This is a genomic window from Streptomyces sp. NPDC055955 (genome assembly GCF_042270245.1).
In the GTDB taxonomy this organism is placed as follows: domain Bacteria; phylum Actinomycetota; class Actinomycetes; order Streptomycetales; family Streptomycetaceae; genus Streptomyces.
The window spans coordinates 113528-131786 of record NZ_JBHJYS010000004.1; the positions used below are offsets into that span (position 1 = coordinate 113528).

Consider the following 18259-nt stretch of genomic DNA (forward strand, 5'->3'; position numbering starts at 1 on the left):
GCCGTCACTGACCGAGGGACGGATCCGGAACCGGCAGCATCTCGAGATGGGCGATGTCCGCGGGCGGAGGCGTGGAGATGGACCACAACCGGGGCGCGCAACCGTCGGCGAGGGCGGCCGGGGCGTCGGTGAGGTTCATCCTCTCGCGCAAGCGGCCGTAGAAATCCATCGATGCGAGGCGTACGGCCCGCAGCCGGCGTGGGGCGGCGTACACCGCGATCCAGTCGCCTGGATCCAGCACGCCTCGGAGCTGGCCGTCGATGCTGACGGCCGCCTGCCCGGACCGCTCGAGGATGCGCAGGGCCACGGGTTCGTCGAGGGCGGCGACGATGGACCGGTCGAACGCCATGTGCGGGGCCACCGGTGTGAAGACGAGGGCGTCGGCGCGGGGTGAGACGACGGGCCCGCCGGCGGCGAAGCTGTAGGCGGTCGAGCCTGTCGGCGTGGCCACCAGTAGCGCGTCGGCGGAGTAGGACGCCAGCAGTCGGCCGCAGATGTAGACGCCGACGGACACTTGGCGGTCTCTGGTGAGCTTTTCCACGACGATGTCGTTGAGCGCGGTGACGTTCAAGGGGGTACCCCACTCGTCGTCTCCCTTGAGGTCCGGGTGTACCGGGGGCGGCCGCATCAGTCGTCCATGGCCGTACTGCACCCAGTCCTCCACGTCCTTGGGAACCTCCAGGCGGCGGGAGGCCCGCATCGCGAGCAGCATGCGACTGTCGACCTTGAACCGTCCCTCGTGGACCGCGTCGAGCGCCGCACGCACGTCCTCGGCCGACACATCCGTCAAAAACCCCACGCGCCCCAGGTCGACTCCCAGAACCAGCGCATCGTCCTCCACGGCGAGCCGTGCACCGCGCAGGAAGGTGCCGTCCCCGCCCAGCGTGACGATGAGATCGGGATGCTCGGCGGCATCGAGCTCCGTACGGTCGTCACGAGGCCCACCGTTGCGCCACACATCGATGTCCGTGGACCGCACGGCGTTCTCATCGCACCATGCACGGACGACCCGACCTGCTTCTACGGCCTCCGCGCGCCCGCCGTGAACGACGAGGCCGACTCGGCTCACCGACAATTTCGCCTCCGAAGGTGACCGCGTGCCTCGACCGATCCGGCCGGCCGCGTCTCGTGGTGACTCCTGCCCCGGTGAGTGCAGCGGTCACAACGGCGAGGTCGCCGCGCGCCGCGCCGACCGGACGCACTTTTGGCTCGTACGGCTCATCGTGTTCGGTACGCCCTCGGAACCTGCCCCCGAACCGCGAGCCGCCGCCACGCCGGGGCTGCGAAAAGGGGGTGTCGGCCCCACGCCGCAGCCGAAGCCCTCGGCCGAGGGCGCCACGTCAAGGCTCGGGCCCGAGTCGTTCAGCCGTCCAGGCGCCGGGCGCTGAGCCAGTTGATGATCTCAGGGTCGTGGTGGTCGAAGCAGAGTGTGGCCCCGGTGTCCGGGGTGGCGATGGACGCCATCTCGTCGTCGGTGAGCTCGAAGTCGAAGACGTCGAGGTTCAGAGTGGAGTGGTGCATGTGTTTTTCTTCGGGTGCGGGCGGGTCAGCGTTCCATCATCTTCATCTGCGCTTCGTTGTGTGTGTCACCGGCCGCGGGCGGGAGGTTCGTCAGGCGCTCCAGCTGGGCGGGGGAGAGCCGCACGGCGTCGGCGGCGGCGTTCTCCTCGAGGCGGGTCACGCGCTTGGTGCCGGGGATGGGGGCGATGTCGTCGCCCTGGGCGAGCAGCCAGGCGATGGCGACCTGGGCCGGGGTGGCGCCGGCCTCGGTGGCGACCTCCCTGACCTCGTCGGCCAGGCGCAGGTTGTGCTGGAAGTTGTCGCCGGTGAAGCGCGGGTTGTCCCGCCGGAAGTCGTCCTTGTCGAAGCCCTCGGTGGAGCGGATCGCTCCCGTGAGGAAGCCGCGTCCCAGCGGCGAGAACGGGACGAAGCCGATGCCGAGTTCGCGCAGCGCCGGAAGGACGCGGGCTTCGGGGTCGCGGGTGAAGAGGGAGTACTCGGACTGGACGGCGCTGACCGGTGTGACCGCGTTCGCTCGGCGGATGGTGTCGGGCCCGGCCTCGGACAGGCCGAATGCGCGGACCTTGCCCTCGGTAATCAGCTCGCCCACTGTGCCCGCCGTCTCCTCGATGGGGACGCTCGGGTCGACCCGGTGCTGGTAGTAGAGGTCGATGTGGTCCGTGCCGAGGCGGGCGAGCGATCCTTCCACGGCGGTGCGGATGTTGGCCGGGCTGGAATCCTGGTGGCCCGGCCCGTCGCCGCCGTGCGACACCAGGCCGAACTTCGTTGCCAGCACCACCTGGTCGCGGCGCCCCTTCAGGGCACGTCCGAGCAGTTCCTCGTTGGTGTACGGACCGTAGATCTCGGCGGTGTCGATGAAGGTGACGCCGAGCTCCAGGGCCCGGTGCACGGTACGGATGGACTCAGCATCATCGGTCCCCGCGCCGGTGTACGCCTGGGACATGCCCATCGCCCCGAGACCGATCCGGGAAACGTCCAGGTCACGCAGGTGGATGTGGTGCATCAGTGCTCTCCGCTCCGTCGTCTTCGGGCTGGTTCCGCTCCGGTCCGCCGCCGGCCGCTGCTCGCGGGCAGGGGCGCCGAGGCCGGACGCAGCACGGCGGCCTGCGCGGCCCGTCACCGGTGTCCCCGGGGCGGGTCTTGTGGCCGCACGTCTCGCTGGAAGCCTACGGCCAAGTTGCCGCCGTCATCGCGCTTGCGCGCCCTTGCTGAGGGGCCCTGTTGTGAGGGGGAACAACAGGGCCCCCATGCCTGGGCCGAGCGGCTTGCGGTCTGTGCCGCTGACGTTGCCTCAAAGGCCGGTCGCCGCCGCCGGTGTTCCGCGAACGCAACTGTGCTGCTGGTGGCTGTACGTACGGATGCGGCCTCCGTCGTGTGAACCTGGCGTCCCGTCAGCGGTGTGGCGATCCGAACCGCCACAGGACGTGAACAACTCGCAGCACCGCGAGGACGCCGCCCACGACAGTCCCCGCTGCCAGCAACAACTGTTCAACGGCGCGCGGGAGGTTCCAGACGGCGGCGGGGCCGGCGATGGCCCCGAACGCGACACCACCGAGGAAGCACGCGCTGACCAGCGCATAGCCGATCTCGACGGTGATCGCGTCCCGCTCGGCCTGACTGCGCCGTTTCGACCCCATTGGGGAAGCATCGCAGCCGGACCGGCCGGCGGCCACGTACGCGCAGGTTTTCAGGTCGTGTCCGGCAAATGATCCCTGCGACACCTCGGTGCCCTAGGCGGAGTGCGGCTGATGGAGGCCCCCTCAGTTCGTGGCCGCTGATGCCTCGACCTCGGACGCCGAACGGTCGGGTTCGGTCTCGGCAGCTGTTGGCCCCGGGCGTGTGTCCCAGACGGCGAGGTCGACCACCTGGCCGTCCGGGAACAGGGCGCAGGTGCGGTCCTCGGCGACGAAGACGCTGGACGGCTCGGCGCCCAGGACCGACGCGGCGACGAACGCGCCGACGATGCGCGGGAAGTCGCAGACCGCGCCGATCCGGAACAGCGACTGCGAGTCCGTCGTGACCTCGTCGCTTCCGGCGCGCAGGATGATCCGCTGGTCGGGGGCGACGGCCCGGGCCGCGACCGCGACCGCCATGTTCGCCAGACTGTCCGAGCCGACCGCGGCGAGACCGCGGGCCCGCAGGACGGAGAGGCGTTCGAGCAGGAAGCGGTCGCCACCCCGGCCGAGGACGACCGGGATGTTCAGGGAGCGCGCCAGGGGCAGGCACGCCGCCTGGGGGTTGCGTTCCACGGCGACGACCTTGATGCCGAGGCCCTTCAGTCGCGCGGACAGCCGCAGGCCCACCTGTCCGAGGCCGACGACGATGACGTGGTCCCGACGCGGGATGGAGCGGGCGCCCAGGATGCTCGTCATGCGGTGCCCGGTGAACCGGTCGACGACGCTCGCGGTGAAGATGGCCGCCAGTACCAGGACGGCGAGCATGGAGACGGCGGACAGGACCTTGTACCAGCCGGGTCCGTGCTCGGCCGCCGGCGAGGAGCCGATGGTGGTGAGGGCGCGGGCGGCGTTCCACACGGAGTCGGTCCAGTGCTCGTGCAGGACGAGGACGCCGAGAGCGATGTCCACCGAGAAGGCCACCGACAGAGCGGCCAGACTCGCGATGAGCGCCTTGGCCGAGGTCCCGAGGGAGCGCAGCCACGCGCGGAAGGACGCCCGGGGGTGAACGGGCGCGTGGGCCGCGAGAGCACGTGCGTGCAGGCGCTCGACGGAAGTGGTCCCGTCCTCCCGCCGGACCGCGATGACGTCGCCGCCGTCGGGCTGGAGCATGGCGTAGTTCGGAGCGAGGCACTCGGCCAGGAGGCTCGGCACGATGGCATCGGTCATGCTCAGGACGGTGCAGTTGGGGACTGTACGGGAGACCTCGTCGGCGACCGTGCGGTCGAAGAGGGTCACGACCAACCGGATGCCGGGCTTGAGGTGTTCGGCCAGCAAGGCGTAGCGCAGGGCGACGATGTCGTCACGGGAGACGACGGCGACGGCGTCGACGCACTGATCGAGGTGCTCGCGCAGGGTGTCGTCGTCGGGCCGCGGCAGGCGGTGCACCGTGCCGTACCAGCGGCCGATGTGAGCGGCGGCGGAGCGCCCCAGCGCCTCGTCGTCCTCGATGATCACGATGCGCTGACCCGGTGCGGGTATGTGGGGAGGTGCCTCGTCCTGAAATGTCTGCGGGTTCAAACCGTCGGCCTTTCTGCACGGGTGGCGGCTGCTCTGAGCCGCCTGTTGATCAGTGCGCCCGGCATGCCTGGTCGAGGCTCGGTGCGGGGGCTTCGGCGCGGGCCGGTCCGGCCGGCACATCTGGCTCGTGAGCCGTGTCCGATGAGTGAGGCACGGTCGTGAGGAGCCGAAGACGTGTTCTTTGTACCAGGGTGCCCGTGGTTCGTATCTCGCTCCACTGGGGAGTCGGGTCCCCGCCCTGTCCGACATTGTGTACAAAGAGTTGAAGTCCTTTGTGCGGTACGGGAGTCACTGTCGTCCGGGACGGTGACCGCCTGGCGAAGAAGTCGGAAACCCGGAAACGCGAAACACCGAGCAGCGTTCCCGGAGCGGTCGTGCGGCCCGCCGCCCGGGTCGGAGGAGGCCGTGGCTTAACCACTCGTGAGGCGATCCTCAAGCCCGCCTTAAGGATCAGCGAGAAGGCTCTGACCTGGCCTTCTTCACCCCTTCCCGCCCCTACTGTGGCTGCGTGACGACCGAGGCCGCCAGCGCATCCGAACTCTCCAGGTACCCCGCACTGAACGCGTACCTGCGCCACGTCGAGGGCCCGGGCGCGGAACTCCCGCCCATACCCCCGCGGCCCACACGCCGGCCCCGCATCGGCCGTCCCGCCGCGCCTCTTCGCATCTCGCCCCGTGCGCTGCGCGCCGGCATCGCCGCGGGCGGCATCGGCGTCAGCGCTCTGTGGGCCGTGCAGGCCGAACCGTCGGCGCGCCTCGACGCGCTCTTCGCGACCGGCGCACACCTCACCGGACTGCTCGCCGGCTACGGCATCCTCGTGATGCTCTTCCTCATGGCGCGCATACCTGCGGTCGAACACGGTGTGGGCGCCGACCGTCTCGCGCGCCGTCACGCTGCCGGGGGCCGCCACGTCCTGGGGCTGTGTGCGGCGCATCTGGTCCTCGCGGTGTGCGGATACGCCACCCACGCGGGCACCGATCTCGTCTCCACCGTCGTGGATCTGCTCGGTTACCCGGCCATCGCGGCCGCGTGCGCCGGTACGGGACTGCTCGTCGCCGTCGGGGTGAGCAGCGCTCGTGCGGTGCGCCGCCGCGTGTCCCACGAGACGTGGCGTGCCCTGCATCTGCTCACCTACCTGGCCGCGGCGCTGGGTTTCGTGCATCAACTCGCGGGCCCGGACGTGGGGAGTGGCGTCGTCACGCGGTGGCTGTGGGCCCTGTTGCACGCGGTCGTCGCCGTGCTGCTCGTCTGGTACCGGCTGGTCGTACCCGTTCACCAGGCGCTACGGCACAGTCTGCGCGTGGTCGCCGTCCATGGCGAAGGGCCCGGCGTCTTCTCCGTCGTCATGCAGGGCATCGGGCTCGACGGACTGCGTGCCGAGCCCGGCCAGTTCCTCCGCTGGCGGTTCCTCAGGGGTGGGCTCTGGCACACGTCGCTCCCGTTCTCCCTCTCGGCGCCGGTGCGCGGCGACGAACTGCGTATCACCGTCAAGGCACTTGGCCGGCACACGCGCCGCGTCCGCAGAATCGCGCCGGGCACGCGCGTGCTGGCCACCGGCCCGTTCGGCGCGCTCACCGCACATCGCCGTACTCGGCGCAAGGTGCTGCTCCTGGCGGGCGGCGTCGGCATCACACCCCTGCGGGCCCTGTTCGAGACCTTGCCGGGAACGGCGGGCGACCTCACTCTCCTGTATCGCGCGAGTACGGCCGAACAGCTTGTCCTGAGTGGGGAGTTGGAGGCGATCGCCCGCAGCAGGCAGGCGGCCCTGCACTATCTGCTCGGTCCGTCGGACGCCTCGTTCGACCCGCTCGCACCGCAGGCGCTGCGCAATCTCGTGCCCGAACTCGCCGAGCACGACGTGTATGTGTGCGGGCCGCCCGGGATGACGGCCGCGGCCACGACGGCTCTGGTGCGGGCCGGGGTGCCCGAGGGCCACATCCACGCAGAGTGCTTCACGTTCTGACCCGTCCGGACCGCAACAGAGAGACCCACCATGGGACGCCACCGCAAGCCCGCAGGCCCCACGCCCCTTCCCACCCTCACGGCGCGCCGCCGTCTCGCGGCGGGGCTGGCGGGGGCCAGCGCGCTCGTCGCGACGTTCCTCGTCCTCACCGTCGACCCGACGGCCCCGCCCGCCCCCGACCGGACCACGGCGACGGCGCCCTGAAGCCTGTCCTCACCTTTCCGCCTGGCCCGCGGGTCAGGCACTCCGGGCGGACGACGGGACGGTGCGGATACGCGCTGGCCCCATGACGGGGAGGGAGAGGGGATCAGCTCGCCTGCCGGTACCGGTCGATGATCGCGGTGCGCAACGCAGGGGCAGAGGCGCCGAGCGCCGACAGCACTGAAGGTACGAGGCCGCTGGTCATGGTGACGAGGCTGAGGCCGAGATGTTCGACGCCGATGTGACGGTCGTGCCGGGCCTGCGCCTCGCGGACGGTGTTCGCGAGGCTCTCCTTGGCGCGGGGGGAGAACCGGATGTGCCCGGCTGGGCGAGCGCCGGCGGCTTGGCGCAGGCCGGTGGGGGCGGTGGCCGGTGCCGTGAGGACGGGGCGTCGGGCGGCGCGCCGCCGGCGCCAGTGGCGGGCGAGGGCCGTGGGAACCGTGCGACGTGGGCCGCGCCTGGACGGGCGGCGCCCGCCGTGGACGGCGCTGTCGGCGCGTGCGAGGGCTTCCGGCCCGAAGGACTCCTCGATCCTGGCGCGCACCGCGTCGATGTCGATCCCCACGGACGCCAGCGCGTCCCGGTTGAGGGTGCCGAACAGGCGGGACCCGGCACCGAGTCCGGCCAGGCGCACGATCTCCTCCTCCACTCTCTCCGGCGTCACGCCGTGCTCGCGCAGTACGGCGCTCGCGGGCTGGTCCAGGGAGACGAGGGCGAGCAGGAGGTGCTCGGGGCCGACGTGATGGTGGCCGAGCCGGCGGGCGTGTTCCTGGGTGTGGACCACCACGCTGCGGGCGTCCGGGCTGAAGCGTTCGAACATCATCGACTCCCCATCAGGCGGCTGTACTTGCGGTGCACGGTCTGTTTGGTGACGCCGAGCCGCTCCGCGATGTCCTGCCAGGACCATCCCAGCTTGCGGGCGTTCTCCACCTGGAGGATCTCCAGCCGTTCGGTGAGTTCTCGTAGGGCGGCCACCGCCCGGAGCCCGGTGTCCGGGTCGCTGCTGGCGGCGCCCTCGGCGATTTCGAGTGTGCTCTCCATGGCCGTCAGCATATGCTGACGCGTGGCGATCGTCAACATATGCTGACGACCGACTGTCGGGCGTGGGCGCATCGATCGGAGCACCAGATCAGGCCGGACGCCCCGGGGCTTCCTAGCATCGGGATGTGGAACACCTCGCACCGGAGCAGACGACCACCCGGCCGACCACCCGGCCGCCTGCCGCGGCCTACCGCAACCTGGTCGTGGCCACCGTCGGCTTCACCCTCACCTTCTGGGCCTGGTCCCTCATCGCGCCACTCGGCGGCGACTTCAAGGAACGTCTGGACCTGAGCTCGTTCAGTCAGTCGCTCCTCGTCGCGGTGCCCGTCATCGTGGGCGCTCTCGGCCGCGTACCGGTCGGCGCGCTGACCGACCGCTACGGCGCCAAGCTGATGTTCCCGCTGGTCGCCGCCCTGACGATCGTCCCGGTGCTGCTGGTCATCCCCGCCAGGGACTCCTTCGTCGCGATGCTCGGTGTCGGTTTCCTGCTCGGCATCGGCGGCACCACCTTCGCCATCGGCATCCCGCTCGTGAACTCGTGGTTCCCGCCCGCCCACCGGGGGGTCGCGCTCGGCATCTTCGGCATGGGCATGGGTGGTGTGGCCCTGTCCGGCTACTTCACGCCGCGCATGGCCAAGCAGAGTGAGAACCTGCCGTTCCTCGTCGTGGCCGTCGCGCTGGCCGCGTACGCGCTGATCGCCCTGTTCCTCATCACCGACCGCCCCGACCGGCCGATCCCCACCAGTCCGCTCGCCGCGAGGCTCGGGCAGGCAGGACGTCTGAGGGTGACGTGGGAGCTGTCGTTCCTCTACGCGATCGGGTTCGGCGGCATCGTCGCGTTCGGCGTCTACCTGCCCACCTATCTGAAGACCTGGTACGAGCTCGACCCCACCGACGCGGGCACCAAAGCGGCCGGGTTCGCCCTGGTCACGGTCATTTTCCGGCCCATCGGAGGCTGGCTGTCCGACCGGATCCACCCGGCCACGGTCACCGCCTTCGCCCTCGCCGTCGTCGCGCTCTTCGCGATCGTCCAGGCCTTCGACCCGCACCTGCACCCCCTGGGCACGATCTGCTTCCTGGTGATGGCCGCCGGGCTCGGCACGGCCAGCGGCAGCGTCTTCGCGCTCGTCTCCCAGGTCACTCCGCAACCGCAGGTCGGCTCCGTCACCGGCATCGTCGGCGCGATGGGTGGCCTCGGCGGCTTCGTGCCACCCCTGGTCATGGGCGCGGTCTACAGCGCCAAGAACTCGTACTCCATCGGATTCATGCTGCTGTCCGACCTCGCTCTCGCCGGCTGCGTCTACGCGTACGGCCGCATGCGGAACCTCGGGGCGGAGCGGCTGTAGGGGGCGCGCGTCCCGTCGACACGTCACTCGCGCGCCTCCCAGAACGGGCAAAACGTGTATAAAACTCCCTATCGTGGGTCGGGTGACTGAGCCACCCGCACCCCCCGCCGCCGCCCCGGATGCGGCCCCCACCCCGGACGCGCCGCCGGCCGGCGTGGCCGGCGGGCACGGACCGCGTTCGGTCGCAGGGCGGGCCACACTCGCCGGCACCATCGTGTCCGTACTGCTCATCCTGGCCATCGTGTTCGGCAGCCGGATGCTCCAGGACTTCGACTCGGCGCTCCTGCCGTACGCCGTCGCCACCGTGTTCCTGGCCTTCGGTGTCGCCTACCGCTACACCGTGTGGATCTCCGCACCGGGCGCGCGCCGGCTGTTCAAGGAAGGCTGGCGCAGCCTCTTCTCGGCCGACAACTTCCGCAGGGCACCCACCGCGCTGCCGGGGATGATCGCCACCTACCTCGGCTTCCAGAAGTTCCTCGGCGCCCGCTCGCACGCCCGCTGGGCCGCCCACCAGCTGATCTTCTGGGGCTGCATCCTGGCCGCCCTGATCACCTTCCCGCTGACCTGGGGGTGGTTCACCTTCACCTCCCCGTCCGGCGCGGGCCCCGGCTACGCGATGCGGATCTGGGGCATCAAGGTCATCGGCTTCGACTCGCTGAACATCCTCGGCTGGCTGATGTTCCACGGCCTGGACATCGCCGCCGTCCTGGTGATCCCCGGCGCCTCGTACTTCCTGTGGCGGCGCATGAAGGACCGCGGCGCCATGACCGGCCAGCGATTCGCCTACGACCTGGTCCCCCTGATCGCACTGATCGTCATCTCGGTGACGGGCTTGCTCCTCACCTTCTCGTCGATCTTCCTGCACGGCGGCGGCTACGAGTTCCTGGCGATCCTGCACATGGTGTCGGTGGTCTTCACCCTCATCTACATCCCGTTCGGGAAGTTCTTCCACATCGTGCAGCGGCCGGCCGCCGTCGGCATGCAGCTGTTCAAGTACACGGCCCGCCAGGACGAACAGCTCTTCCACTGCAAGCGCTGCGGTCAGCTGATCGACACTGCCCCGTACGTCGAGAACCTCCAGGGCACCATGCGCGACCTCAAGCTCGACTTCGACACCTGGACCGAGTACTGCCCGCGCTGCAAGCGGGTGCTGCGCGGTACCGCATACCTCAGCGATGTGAAGAAGGGCTTCAAGTGACCCAGCAGCACATCCCGCTTGACCCCTCCATCGCGCCGCCCGGCACCCGCAACTTCCGTGACGCGGGCGGCATTCCGGCCGACCAGTGGCACGCCGACCAGCACGGCGAGACCCTCGTCCCCACACACTGCTGCTTCTGCGGCGTGCAGTGCGGGATGTATCTGCGCGTCGACAAGGGCGGCAAGGTGTTCGGCGTCGAGCCCCGCAACCACGACATCAACCGGATGCGGCTCTGCCCCAAGGGCATCAACGCCTACCAGCAGGTCAACCACCCGGACCGGCTGACCGCGCCCCTCATGCGCCGCTCCCGCGACGAACCCTTCCGCGAGGCGACCTGGGAGGAAGCCCTCGACTTCACCGTCTCCGAGATCCGCCGCATCCAGTCGGCCCACGGCAACGACGCGTTCGGCGTGCTCGGCGGTGCGAGCCTGTTCTCCGAAAAGACGTATCTGGTCGGCAAGTTCGCGCGCGTCGCCCTCAAGACGAAGCACGTCGACTACAACGGCCGCCTGTGCATGGTCTCCGCCGCCGGCGCCAACAAGCTGGCCTTCGGCATCGACCGGGCCGGCAACCCGTTCTCCGACATCCTCCTCTCCGACTGCCTGCTCATCGCCGGGTCGAACGTGGGGGAGTGCTTCCCGGTGATGACCCAGTACGTGTGGGGCGCCCGCGACCGCGGCGCCGTCCTCATCGTCATCGACCCGCGCGAGACGGCCATCGCCCGCACGGCCGACATCCATGTCGCCCTCAAACCGGGCACCGACTCCGTGTTCTTCAACGCCGTACTGAACGTCGTCATCCGCGAGAACCTCGTCGACGAGGAGTACGTGGCCGCCCACGCCACCGGCTGGGACGAGGTCAAGGCCACCGTCGCGACATACACCCCGGAACGGGCCGCCGAGATCTGCGGGATCCCCGCCGCACAGGTCGTCCAGGTCGCCAGAGCCTTCGCGGGCGCCAACAACGCCATGGCCTGGCACGCCCGGGGCATCGAGCACCACTCGCAGGGCGTCGAGAACTGCCTCACCGTCATCAACCTCTGTGTGGCCACCGGCAACATCGGCAAACCGGGCGCCGGCTACGGCACCCTCACCGGCCAGGGCAACGGCCAGGGCGGCCGCGAACACGGCCAGAAGGCCGACCTGCTGCCCGGCGGGCGCTCCATCCTGAACCCCGACCACCGACGGCAGATCTGCGAGATCTGGGGCATCGAGGAGTCCGAGCTCCCCGCCGCCGGCACGTCGATGATGGAAATGGTCTGGCAGATGCAGCGCCAGGAGATCCGCGGCCTGATCGGCATCTGCAACAACCCGTTCGTCTCCCTCCCCCACTACAAGACGGTCAAGGACGGCTACGACACCCTCGAGTTCCACGCCCAGTTCGACTTCTTCCTCTCCGAGACGGCGGACAACGCCCACGTCGTCTTCCCCGTCACCACCTGGGCCGAGGACGAGGGCGTGATGGCCAACGCCGAGGCCCGGGTGGTCAAGCACAACAAGGCCCAGGAGCCGCCGGAGGGCGTACGCACCGACACCTGGGTGATGTGCCAGCTGGCCCGGCGCCTGGGCGCGGGCGACAAGTTCGAGTTTCCGGGCTCCCGCGAGGTCTTCGAGGAACTGCGCATCGCGTCGGCCGGCACGGTCAACGACTACTACGGAATCACCTACGACCGCCTCGAGGAAACCGGCGGCATCGCCTGGCCGTGCCCCACCACCGACCACCCCGGCACCCCCCGCCTCTTCGAGGACGGCAGGTCGTACCACCCCGACGGCAAGATCCACCTCCAGACCGTGGAATGGCACCCGCCGATGGACCCGTACGACGACGACCACCCCATGTCGCTCACCACCGGCCGCACCGTCGCCCACTTCCTGTCCGGCAACCAGACACGCCGACTCGCCGGCCTCGTCGAACAGACCCCGCGCCCATGGGCGGAGGTCCACCCCTCGCACGGCTTCAAGAACGGTGACCCGGTACGCGTCGTGACGCGCCGGGGCAGCGAGGTCTTCCCCGCGCTGGTCACCGACGCGATCCGCCCCGACACCGTCTTCGTGCCCTACCACTGGCCGGTCCCCACGGCCGCCAACGCGCTCACCATCGATGCACTCGACCCCCGTTCCAAGATCCCCGAGTACAAGGTCTGCGCCTGCCGCATCGAGGCCGCCGAACAGATCGACGAGGTGCCGGCGCCCCCGACCGCGCCGGGCCAGGCCGCGTACCCGGAAGCCCAGGTGTCCCGCACCGACCCCCTGCCGCCCACGTCCCCGCAGGGCCGCGGCACCGCCGAGAGGAGCTGAGGTCACGCCATGATGGGCAGAACGATCTTCATCGACCCAGGGCGGTGCATCGGCTGCCAGGCGTGCGTGTCCGCCTGCCGGGAATGCGACTCGCACCGGGGCAAGTCCATGATTCACCTCGACTACCCCGACGAGGGCCACTCCGTGGCGTCCCTCCCCACGGTCTGCATGCACTGCGAGGACCCGGTCGCCCCGTGCGCCGAAGTGTGTCCCGCCGACGCGATCCTGGTGACCGCCGACGGCGTGGTGCAGCAGGCCGACACCACCCGCTGCATCGGCTGCGCCAACTGCGTCAACGCCTGCCCCTTCGGCGTACCGAAGATCGACCTCCACGCCAAACTCCAGATGAAGTGCAACCTCTGCTACGACCGCACCGCCTACGGTCTCGCCCCCATGTGCGCCACGGTCTGCCCCACCGGCGCACTCTTCTACGGCACCCTCGAGGACCTCCAGACCGAGCGGCCCGGCGTCCAGGTCGCGGACTCCTTCACCTTCGGCGACGTCGTCGTCAACACCGGCGTGGCGATGGTCGTCCCCGCCGACAAGGTCCAGTGGCCGGTGCCCGGAGGCCTGCCGATCGTCCAGGTCAACGGGAAGGACGTGACCCGATGAGCCTCACCGAGCCGCCCCCCGCCCCCGAACACGGCACCGACGACGACTCGGCCCAGGCAGCACTCGAGGACCGCATCTCCGCCGACTCCCTCACCACGCGCCGTGACTACCTCCGAATCGTCGCCACTGTCTCCGGCGGCCTCGCCGTCGGCGGCCTCGCCGTCGCCGGTGGAGTGCTGCACCGGCACGGCGACACCGAGGGCGCACCGGACGCCAAGCGGATCACGGACCGGCTCGCCCCCGGCGAGTCCATCGCCTTCCGCTACCCCGGCGAGGACGACCGCGCCGTCGCCGTCCGCCTCACCGACGGCAGCCTCGTCGGCTACTCCGCCGTCTGTACACACCTGGCCTGCGGCGTGCTGTGGCGCAAGGACCGCGGCAGCGAGGGCGAGTTGTACTGCCCCTGCCACGAAGGCGTCTTCGACGCCCGCACCGGCGAGGTCACCGCGGGCCCGCCACCGCGCGGACTGCCCAAGGTACTGCTCGTGGAACAGCCCGACGGCAGCGTCTGGGCGGTCGCCACAGCCCGCTCCGGCGAGAGCCCCCAGGACGCCGTGTGCCGCGAGTTCGCCGGCTCACGGCCCGAGACGAGGGCCCAGCTGGGCTGCCCCGTCGCGAACGGCGCCAACGGGGAGAGGAGCCAGCGGACATGAGCACCGAACAGCCCGAAGGCCTTCCCCCGACGCCCCACTACACCCCCGGCAGCGCCCAGCCGCGCCTCAACCGCCCCGTCCAGGAGCGCTACCCGCAGATCCGCCCGACCAGCGGCTACGGAGACCCCCGGATCCAGCACACGGGCCCGGGACCCGGCGCAGGCACCGACCAGGAGCCGGAACGCTCCTCGAAACTCACCGCCCGCCTCGTCCTGGCCATGACCGTGGTCATCGGCCAGCTCTGGGGCCTCACCGTGATCGTCAACGAGTGGATGATGGGCGAGACCGGCACGGCATGGTGGGGAGCGGGCTTCCTGTGCCTGTCGTTCCTTGTCGTCCTGGGGCTGTGGCTGCTCGACCCGAAGGACCGCTGAACTTCCCGGCCGTGGATGTCAGTTACGCGCCACAGGTCGGTACCGGCATTGGTATCTGTTGCGGGGCGGTCAAGGGTCCCGGCGCGTCGGTAGCCGGCCGCCCGCGCCACGCGCTGCAAGGCAACGACGAGCGAAGTCCCGGACATCTGGTCCGCTGCGTCGGTGCTTCAGCTCCGTCCTTCCGCGCGACGGAGGAGGATCAGCGTGCGCTTGACGAGCTTGCCGACGTTCCGCATGCCCAGTTCAAGGTTCCGCTCGTGGACGAAGACGGTGAGATCGAGGGCGACCTGCGCGAAGCAGTAGGCCAGAACACCGGGTCCCGCCACTTGCTCGCCGGCGTCGCACAGCATCTCAAAGGCCTCGGGCGTGAAGTCGTGGGCGCTCAGAAGCGTCGCGTAGTCGAAGACTCTGGTACCGCTGCCCAGCGCCTCGATGTCGATGACGCCACTGACGCGGTCCGCGTCGAACAGGATGTTGCCGGGGCGGAAATCGCCGTGGACCAGGTCCTCGGTGGGCAAGGTGACGGGTCCGTGGGCGGCCAGTAGCCGCTCGCAGGCGTCGACCAGGTCCCGCCCGGTCGGCCCGGTCCGGGCCGTCTGCCGCCAGAGGTCCTCACCGGCCATGCGGGCGGTCACGAACTCCGACCAGCATCGCCGCGGGTCGGGGTCGAGGCCGGCGTGCATCTCCAGGACGCCGATCAGCAACCGGGCCTCGCTCGCGCCCACTTGCGGTCTGGTGTGACCAGGTGCGAGTTCCTGGATCTGGTATCCGAAGCCGTCGGTGCTGGTGCCCACGGCGAGCCAGGCGGGGGTCGGATATCCGGCAGCGCGGATCTTGGCGACGCCCGCGGCAGCCCGTTCGATCTGAGGGGCCCAGGAGAGGTCCGGGCTCCACTTCAGAACGGCTCGCCGGCCGGTGTCATCGGTGAGGAGCCAGGCTCCCGACTGGACTCCGTCGTCGAACCGTCGAAGCAGTCGGAACCGCTCGCCATGCGCGTGGTTGGCCTCACGCAGGACCGCTTGGGCGGTGCCCGTGTCACCTGCGTCAGACACGATGTTCCGGGGCACCTGGACCTCCTGGGCAAGCTGACTGTCGAACGTGCGCAGAGGACACTACGAGGGACGATGCCCGGAGCGCACCTCGTTTACCGGCTGGGGATGCCGCTGGACGCCCACGGCGCCACATCCGCGGTCATCTCCTCTGCCCGCCAGTCCCTGAGTGACTCGGGCGACCGGCAGCCTCGGGTGACTCACCGCCTTGGGGCGGGGGGCTTCGTGGGCGACTGGGTGACCGGGCCGAACTGAGGCCACCCGCCGGGATGTTGATCCCGGCCGTGGAACACCGAGTTCAGGGGCATACTCGGCCCATGGTGAACCGGTGGGTGGGAGTGACCGTCGACTGTATCGACGTCGAACGGGTGTCAGCGTTCTGGAGCGTGCTGCTGGACCGCCCACGGGGACCGTCCGAGCCCGGCTGGGTCTATCTCGGACATCGCGACGACCCGCTGCCGCGCCTGGTCTTCCAGCCCGTCGCCGAGCCGAGAGCCGGAAAAGTGCGCCTGCACCTGGACGTCTCGGTCGACGACATCGATCAGGGCATCGCCCAAGTCGAGAGCCTCGGCGGCCGGTTCACCGGCGAGCGGCACGACTACGACGAGGGTGTGGTCGTCGTGATGACCGATCCCGAGGGGCACGAGTTCTGCCTGTCCCAGTACTACTAGCTTTCCGTGTCGAGCTGGTGGTCGGCCCACACGTAGGTTTCGGGGAGCAGGTCGACGACGGGGACGGAGCGAAGATGGTCGCCCGCCCCGACGATGACCTTGAGGTCCGGGAAGTAGTCGAGGAGGACCTGGCGGCACCGTCCGCACGGGGGGACGACCCCGCGGTCGCGGTCACCCACGGCGACGATCGTGTCCAGCTCGTAGGCACCCTGGCCCGCTGCCGCGCCGATGACGACCAGCTCGGCACAGGGGCCGCCGGTGAAGTGGTAGGCGTTCACCGCGGTGACGATCCGGCCGTCCCGGGCGCGGGCGGCGGCCGCCATGGTGTGGTTGTCGCCCCGGCAACGCGTGCGCGCGACTTGGGCCGCGGCCTCGATGAGTTCGTGGTCGATGTGCTCGGCCTGCGTAGTCAATTTCCCTGCCTTCGTGAGGTGTTGGCCCGTGATGCCGTATGCCGTTCGGGACCGTCTGTGGTCAGGTTCGCCGTCATACGGTGCGTAGCGGTGGATGGACCGGCCTTGGTTGCGGTAGAGGGGCAGGCGGTGGTCCAGGCCGCGCGGGCACCGGCGTCTTCGCCGCGCTCGGCGTGGGCGCCGTCGTACTGGTTGTTGACGAAACCAGTGGTTACCGTAGCGGGCTGCTCAGGTAGTGGGCGCCGTAGGCTCCCGCACTCCAGCCCGCGTGGGTTCGGTGTCCGGCAGCCAGGCTTCTTTCTTCCCGCTATTGCGCGCGCCGCAGCGGATGGAGGGGGATAGAGGCCTCGCTCACGGGTCACCCCGTGCGGCCACCCTCACCCGAACGTCAGCCGGACCAATGCCCCGCCTTCCTGCGCCTGCTCCGCTCCGTGGGTCCGGGCGATCTTGGCGAGCCATGGCCAGGCCGAGGCCCGAAACGGACAGGGCGCGGGCTGTTCCGGCCGTCGCCCGACCGGCCACGCCAGGCGCACAAGGCCGTGATCCCTTGCGCATGAGGCCGTCGAGCGGGGAACCTTCTTGCGTCATGGGCAAGAACTTATGCGCCGAACGAAATGGCGCGTACGGTCGACGTCATGACGCACCCCACGCCCGCACCGCACGTTTCCCCCGCACACTCCCAGCCGCACGGACACAGGGCCCATGAAATCGGCCACGGCGCCCACGGCTCCCATGGGCACCACTCCCACGGCCACAACACTCATGCGCAGGAAAGCCATGGAACACATGCGCATGAGCACGAGCAGGACGGCCTCGCGGAACTGCTCGACCTCGATGCCAAGCTGTTCGCGCCCTACCTGGCTGCCTCGATGCGTCGCATCGCAGAAGTCGCAGAAGTCGCGGCGGGCGACGTCAAGCGGATCGTGGACCTCGGTGCCGGTAGCGGCACCGGGACGTTCGCCCTGCTGAAGCAGTTCCCGTCCGCCCAGGTCACGGCCGTGGACAGCTCCGCCCACATGCTGGAACGGCTGACCCGAACCGCCGCCGCCAGGGACCTGGACCCGCGCGTCCACCCGCTGGAAGCGGACGCCGGGACGAGTCTTCCGGGCGTCACCGACGCGGACCTCGTATGGGCCTCCGCCTCCATGCACCACATGGACGACCCCGCGGCCACCCTCGACATCATCTTCAAGGCGCTGCGCCCGGGCGGAGTCCTGGCCGTCGCCGAACTGGACGGGATGCCACGCTTCCTCGCCGACGACGCCGTACCGGAGCGCCCCGGACTGGAAGGCCGCTGCCGTGAGGTACTCACGACGCTGCACGACGAAGGGGTACCCCACATGGGAGCCGACTGGGGCGCGCTGCTGACCTCGGCCGGATTCACCCTTGAGGAGGAACGCACGGAGAGTCTCGAACTGCGCCCGGAGGCGGAGAGCAGTGCCGGGCTCTACGCGCACGGCACGCTCAGCCGCATCCGGGGCGCACTGGTCGGCCGCATCGACCCGGCCGACCTGGAAGCCCTGGACGCTCTGGTGAACGGGGGCCCTGCGGACGTACGCCATCGCGACGACCTGGTGGTGCGCTCCACGCGCCAGCTCTGGATCGCACGCCGCCCCACGGACAGCGGCTCGTAGCGACCCGCAGGAGCGAGCGACATGGTTGGCTGAACAGGTCGAATCACGCGATGCCGCTCCGACGTCTCCACGGAAGGCCATGGCCGTGGGGG

19 protein-coding genes are annotated in these 18259 nt (G+C 70.1%); 10 read left to right on the forward strand and 9 right to left on the reverse strand.

Going from position 1 to position 18259, the window contains the following annotated elements; all coding sequences use genetic code 11:
* Positions 1–4: 4 nt before the first annotated feature.
* The 5 genes from ACFC96_RS09155 to ACFC96_RS09175 all read right to left on the reverse strand — a co-directional run bounded on the left by ACFC96_RS09155 (position 5) and on the right by ACFC96_RS09175 (position 4715).
* Positions 5–1075 carry an NAD(+)/NADH kinase gene (locus tag ACFC96_RS09155; protein WP_376611106.1) on the reverse strand — a complete coding sequence of 357 codons (1071 nt, stop codon included), beginning with the start codon at positions 1073–1075 and terminating at the stop codon, positions 5–7.
* 287 nt (positions 1076–1362) lie between these two features.
* Entirely contained in the window at positions 1363–1521 is a 159-nt protein-coding gene (locus ACFC96_RS09160; RefSeq protein ID WP_376611107.1) for a hypothetical protein, read from the reverse strand.
* Positions 1522–1546: 25 nt separating this feature from the next.
* Positions 1547–2524 carry an aldo/keto reductase gene (locus tag ACFC96_RS09165; RefSeq protein ID WP_376611109.1) on the reverse strand — a complete coding sequence of 326 codons (978 nt, stop codon included), beginning with the start codon at positions 2522–2524 and terminating at the stop codon, positions 1547–1549.
* A gap of 388 nt (positions 2525–2912) precedes the next feature.
* Entirely contained in the window at positions 2913–3158 is a 246-nt protein-coding gene (locus tag ACFC96_RS09170; RefSeq protein ID WP_376611111.1) for a DUF6332 family protein, read from the reverse strand.
* 123 nt (positions 3159–3281) lie between these two features.
* On the reverse strand, positions 3282–4715 hold the full coding sequence (locus ACFC96_RS09175; RefSeq protein ID WP_376611113.1) for an NAD-binding protein: 1434 nt from the start codon (positions 4713–4715) through the stop codon (positions 3282–3284).
* Between the two features lie 508 nt (positions 4716–5223).
* Here ACFC96_RS09175 and ACFC96_RS09180 point away from each other — a divergent pair.
* Positions 5224–6678, forward strand: a complete 1455-nt coding sequence (locus ACFC96_RS09180; RefSeq protein ID WP_376611115.1) for a ferric reductase-like transmembrane domain-containing protein — start codon at positions 5224–5226, stop codon at positions 6676–6678.
* A gap of 30 nt (positions 6679–6708) precedes the next feature.
* Positions 6709–6882, forward strand: a complete 174-nt coding sequence (locus tag ACFC96_RS09185; protein WP_266571716.1) for a hypothetical protein — start codon at positions 6709–6711, stop codon at positions 6880–6882.
* 103 nt (positions 6883–6985) lie between these two features.
* On the opposite strand, the gene ACFC96_RS09190 is transcribed toward ACFC96_RS09185, so the two are convergent.
* Together ACFC96_RS09190 and ACFC96_RS09195 are read right to left on the reverse strand one after the other, a co-directional pair.
* Positions 6986–7702, reverse strand: a complete 717-nt coding sequence (locus ACFC96_RS09190; protein WP_376611117.1) for a Clp protease N-terminal domain-containing protein — start codon at positions 7700–7702, stop codon at positions 6986–6988.
* Positions 7699–7920 (reverse strand): helix-turn-helix domain-containing protein, encoded by a 222-nt coding sequence (locus ACFC96_RS09195; RefSeq protein ID WP_376611118.1) that lies wholly within the window; start codon positions 7918–7920, stop codon positions 7699–7701. Before ACFC96_RS09195 ends, ACFC96_RS09190 begins: the two co-directional genes overlap by 4 nt.
* A 125-nt stretch (positions 7921–8045) precedes the next feature.
* On the opposite strand from ACFC96_RS09195, the gene ACFC96_RS09200 reads away from it, so the two are divergent.
* The 6 genes from ACFC96_RS09200 to ACFC96_RS09225 all read left to right on the forward strand — a co-directional run bounded on the left by ACFC96_RS09200 (position 8046) and on the right by ACFC96_RS09225 (position 14400).
* A complete protein-coding gene (locus tag ACFC96_RS09200; protein ID WP_376611120.1) occupies positions 8046–9266 on the forward strand; it encodes a nitrate/nitrite transporter in 1221 nt (406 codons plus the stop codon).
* A gap of 82 nt (positions 9267–9348) precedes the next feature.
* Positions 9349–10464, forward strand: a complete 1116-nt coding sequence (locus ACFC96_RS09205) for an MFS transporter (protein ID WP_376611122.1) — start codon at positions 9349–9351, stop codon at positions 10462–10464.
* Positions 10461–12761 (forward strand): molybdopterin oxidoreductase family protein, encoded by a 2301-nt coding sequence (locus ACFC96_RS09210; RefSeq protein WP_376611124.1) that lies wholly within the window; start codon positions 10461–10463, stop codon positions 12759–12761. Before ACFC96_RS09205 ends, ACFC96_RS09210 begins: the two co-directional genes overlap by 4 nt.
* A gap of 9 nt (positions 12762–12770) precedes the next feature.
* Positions 12771–13373: a 4Fe-4S dicluster domain-containing protein gene (locus ACFC96_RS09215; protein WP_376264436.1), complete on the forward strand. Its 603-nt coding sequence runs from the start codon at positions 12771–12773 to the stop codon at positions 13371–13373.
* Positions 13370–14026: a ubiquinol-cytochrome c reductase iron-sulfur subunit gene (locus ACFC96_RS09220; RefSeq protein WP_376611126.1), complete on the forward strand. Its 657-nt coding sequence runs from the start codon at positions 13370–13372 to the stop codon at positions 14024–14026. The genes ACFC96_RS09215 and ACFC96_RS09220 overlap by 4 nt, the downstream gene beginning before the upstream one ends.
* Positions 14023–14400: a hypothetical protein gene (locus ACFC96_RS09225; protein ID WP_340458360.1), complete on the forward strand. Its 378-nt coding sequence runs from the start codon at positions 14023–14025 to the stop codon at positions 14398–14400. The genes ACFC96_RS09220 and ACFC96_RS09225 overlap by 4 nt, the downstream gene beginning before the upstream one ends.
* 167 nt (positions 14401–14567) lie before the next feature.
* On the opposite strand, the gene ACFC96_RS09230 is transcribed toward ACFC96_RS09225, so the two are convergent.
* A complete protein-coding gene (locus ACFC96_RS09230) occupies positions 14568–15452 on the reverse strand; it encodes an aminoglycoside phosphotransferase family protein (protein WP_376611127.1) in 885 nt (294 codons plus the stop codon).
* A gap of 314 nt (positions 15453–15766) precedes the next feature.
* On the opposite strand from ACFC96_RS09230, the gene ACFC96_RS09235 reads away from it, so the two are divergent.
* Positions 15767–16120, forward strand: coding sequence for a VOC family protein (locus ACFC96_RS09235; protein ID WP_376611129.1), 354 nt, complete (start codon positions 15767–15769; stop codon positions 16118–16120).
* Here the strand turns inward: ACFC96_RS09235 and ACFC96_RS09240 are convergent.
* Positions 16117–16533, reverse strand: a complete 417-nt coding sequence (locus ACFC96_RS09240; RefSeq protein WP_376611131.1) for a cytidine deaminase — start codon at positions 16531–16533, stop codon at positions 16117–16119. The two genes, ACFC96_RS09235 and ACFC96_RS09240, sit on opposite strands and share 4 nt — an antisense overlap.
* 635 nt (positions 16534–17168) lie before the next feature.
* On the opposite strand from ACFC96_RS09240, the gene ACFC96_RS09245 reads away from it, so the two are divergent.
* Positions 17169–18167 carry a class I SAM-dependent methyltransferase gene (locus ACFC96_RS09245; RefSeq protein WP_376611133.1) on the forward strand — a complete coding sequence of 333 codons (999 nt, stop codon included), beginning with the start codon at positions 17169–17171 and terminating at the stop codon, positions 18165–18167.
* The last annotated feature ends 92 nt before the right edge of the window (positions 18168–18259 follow it).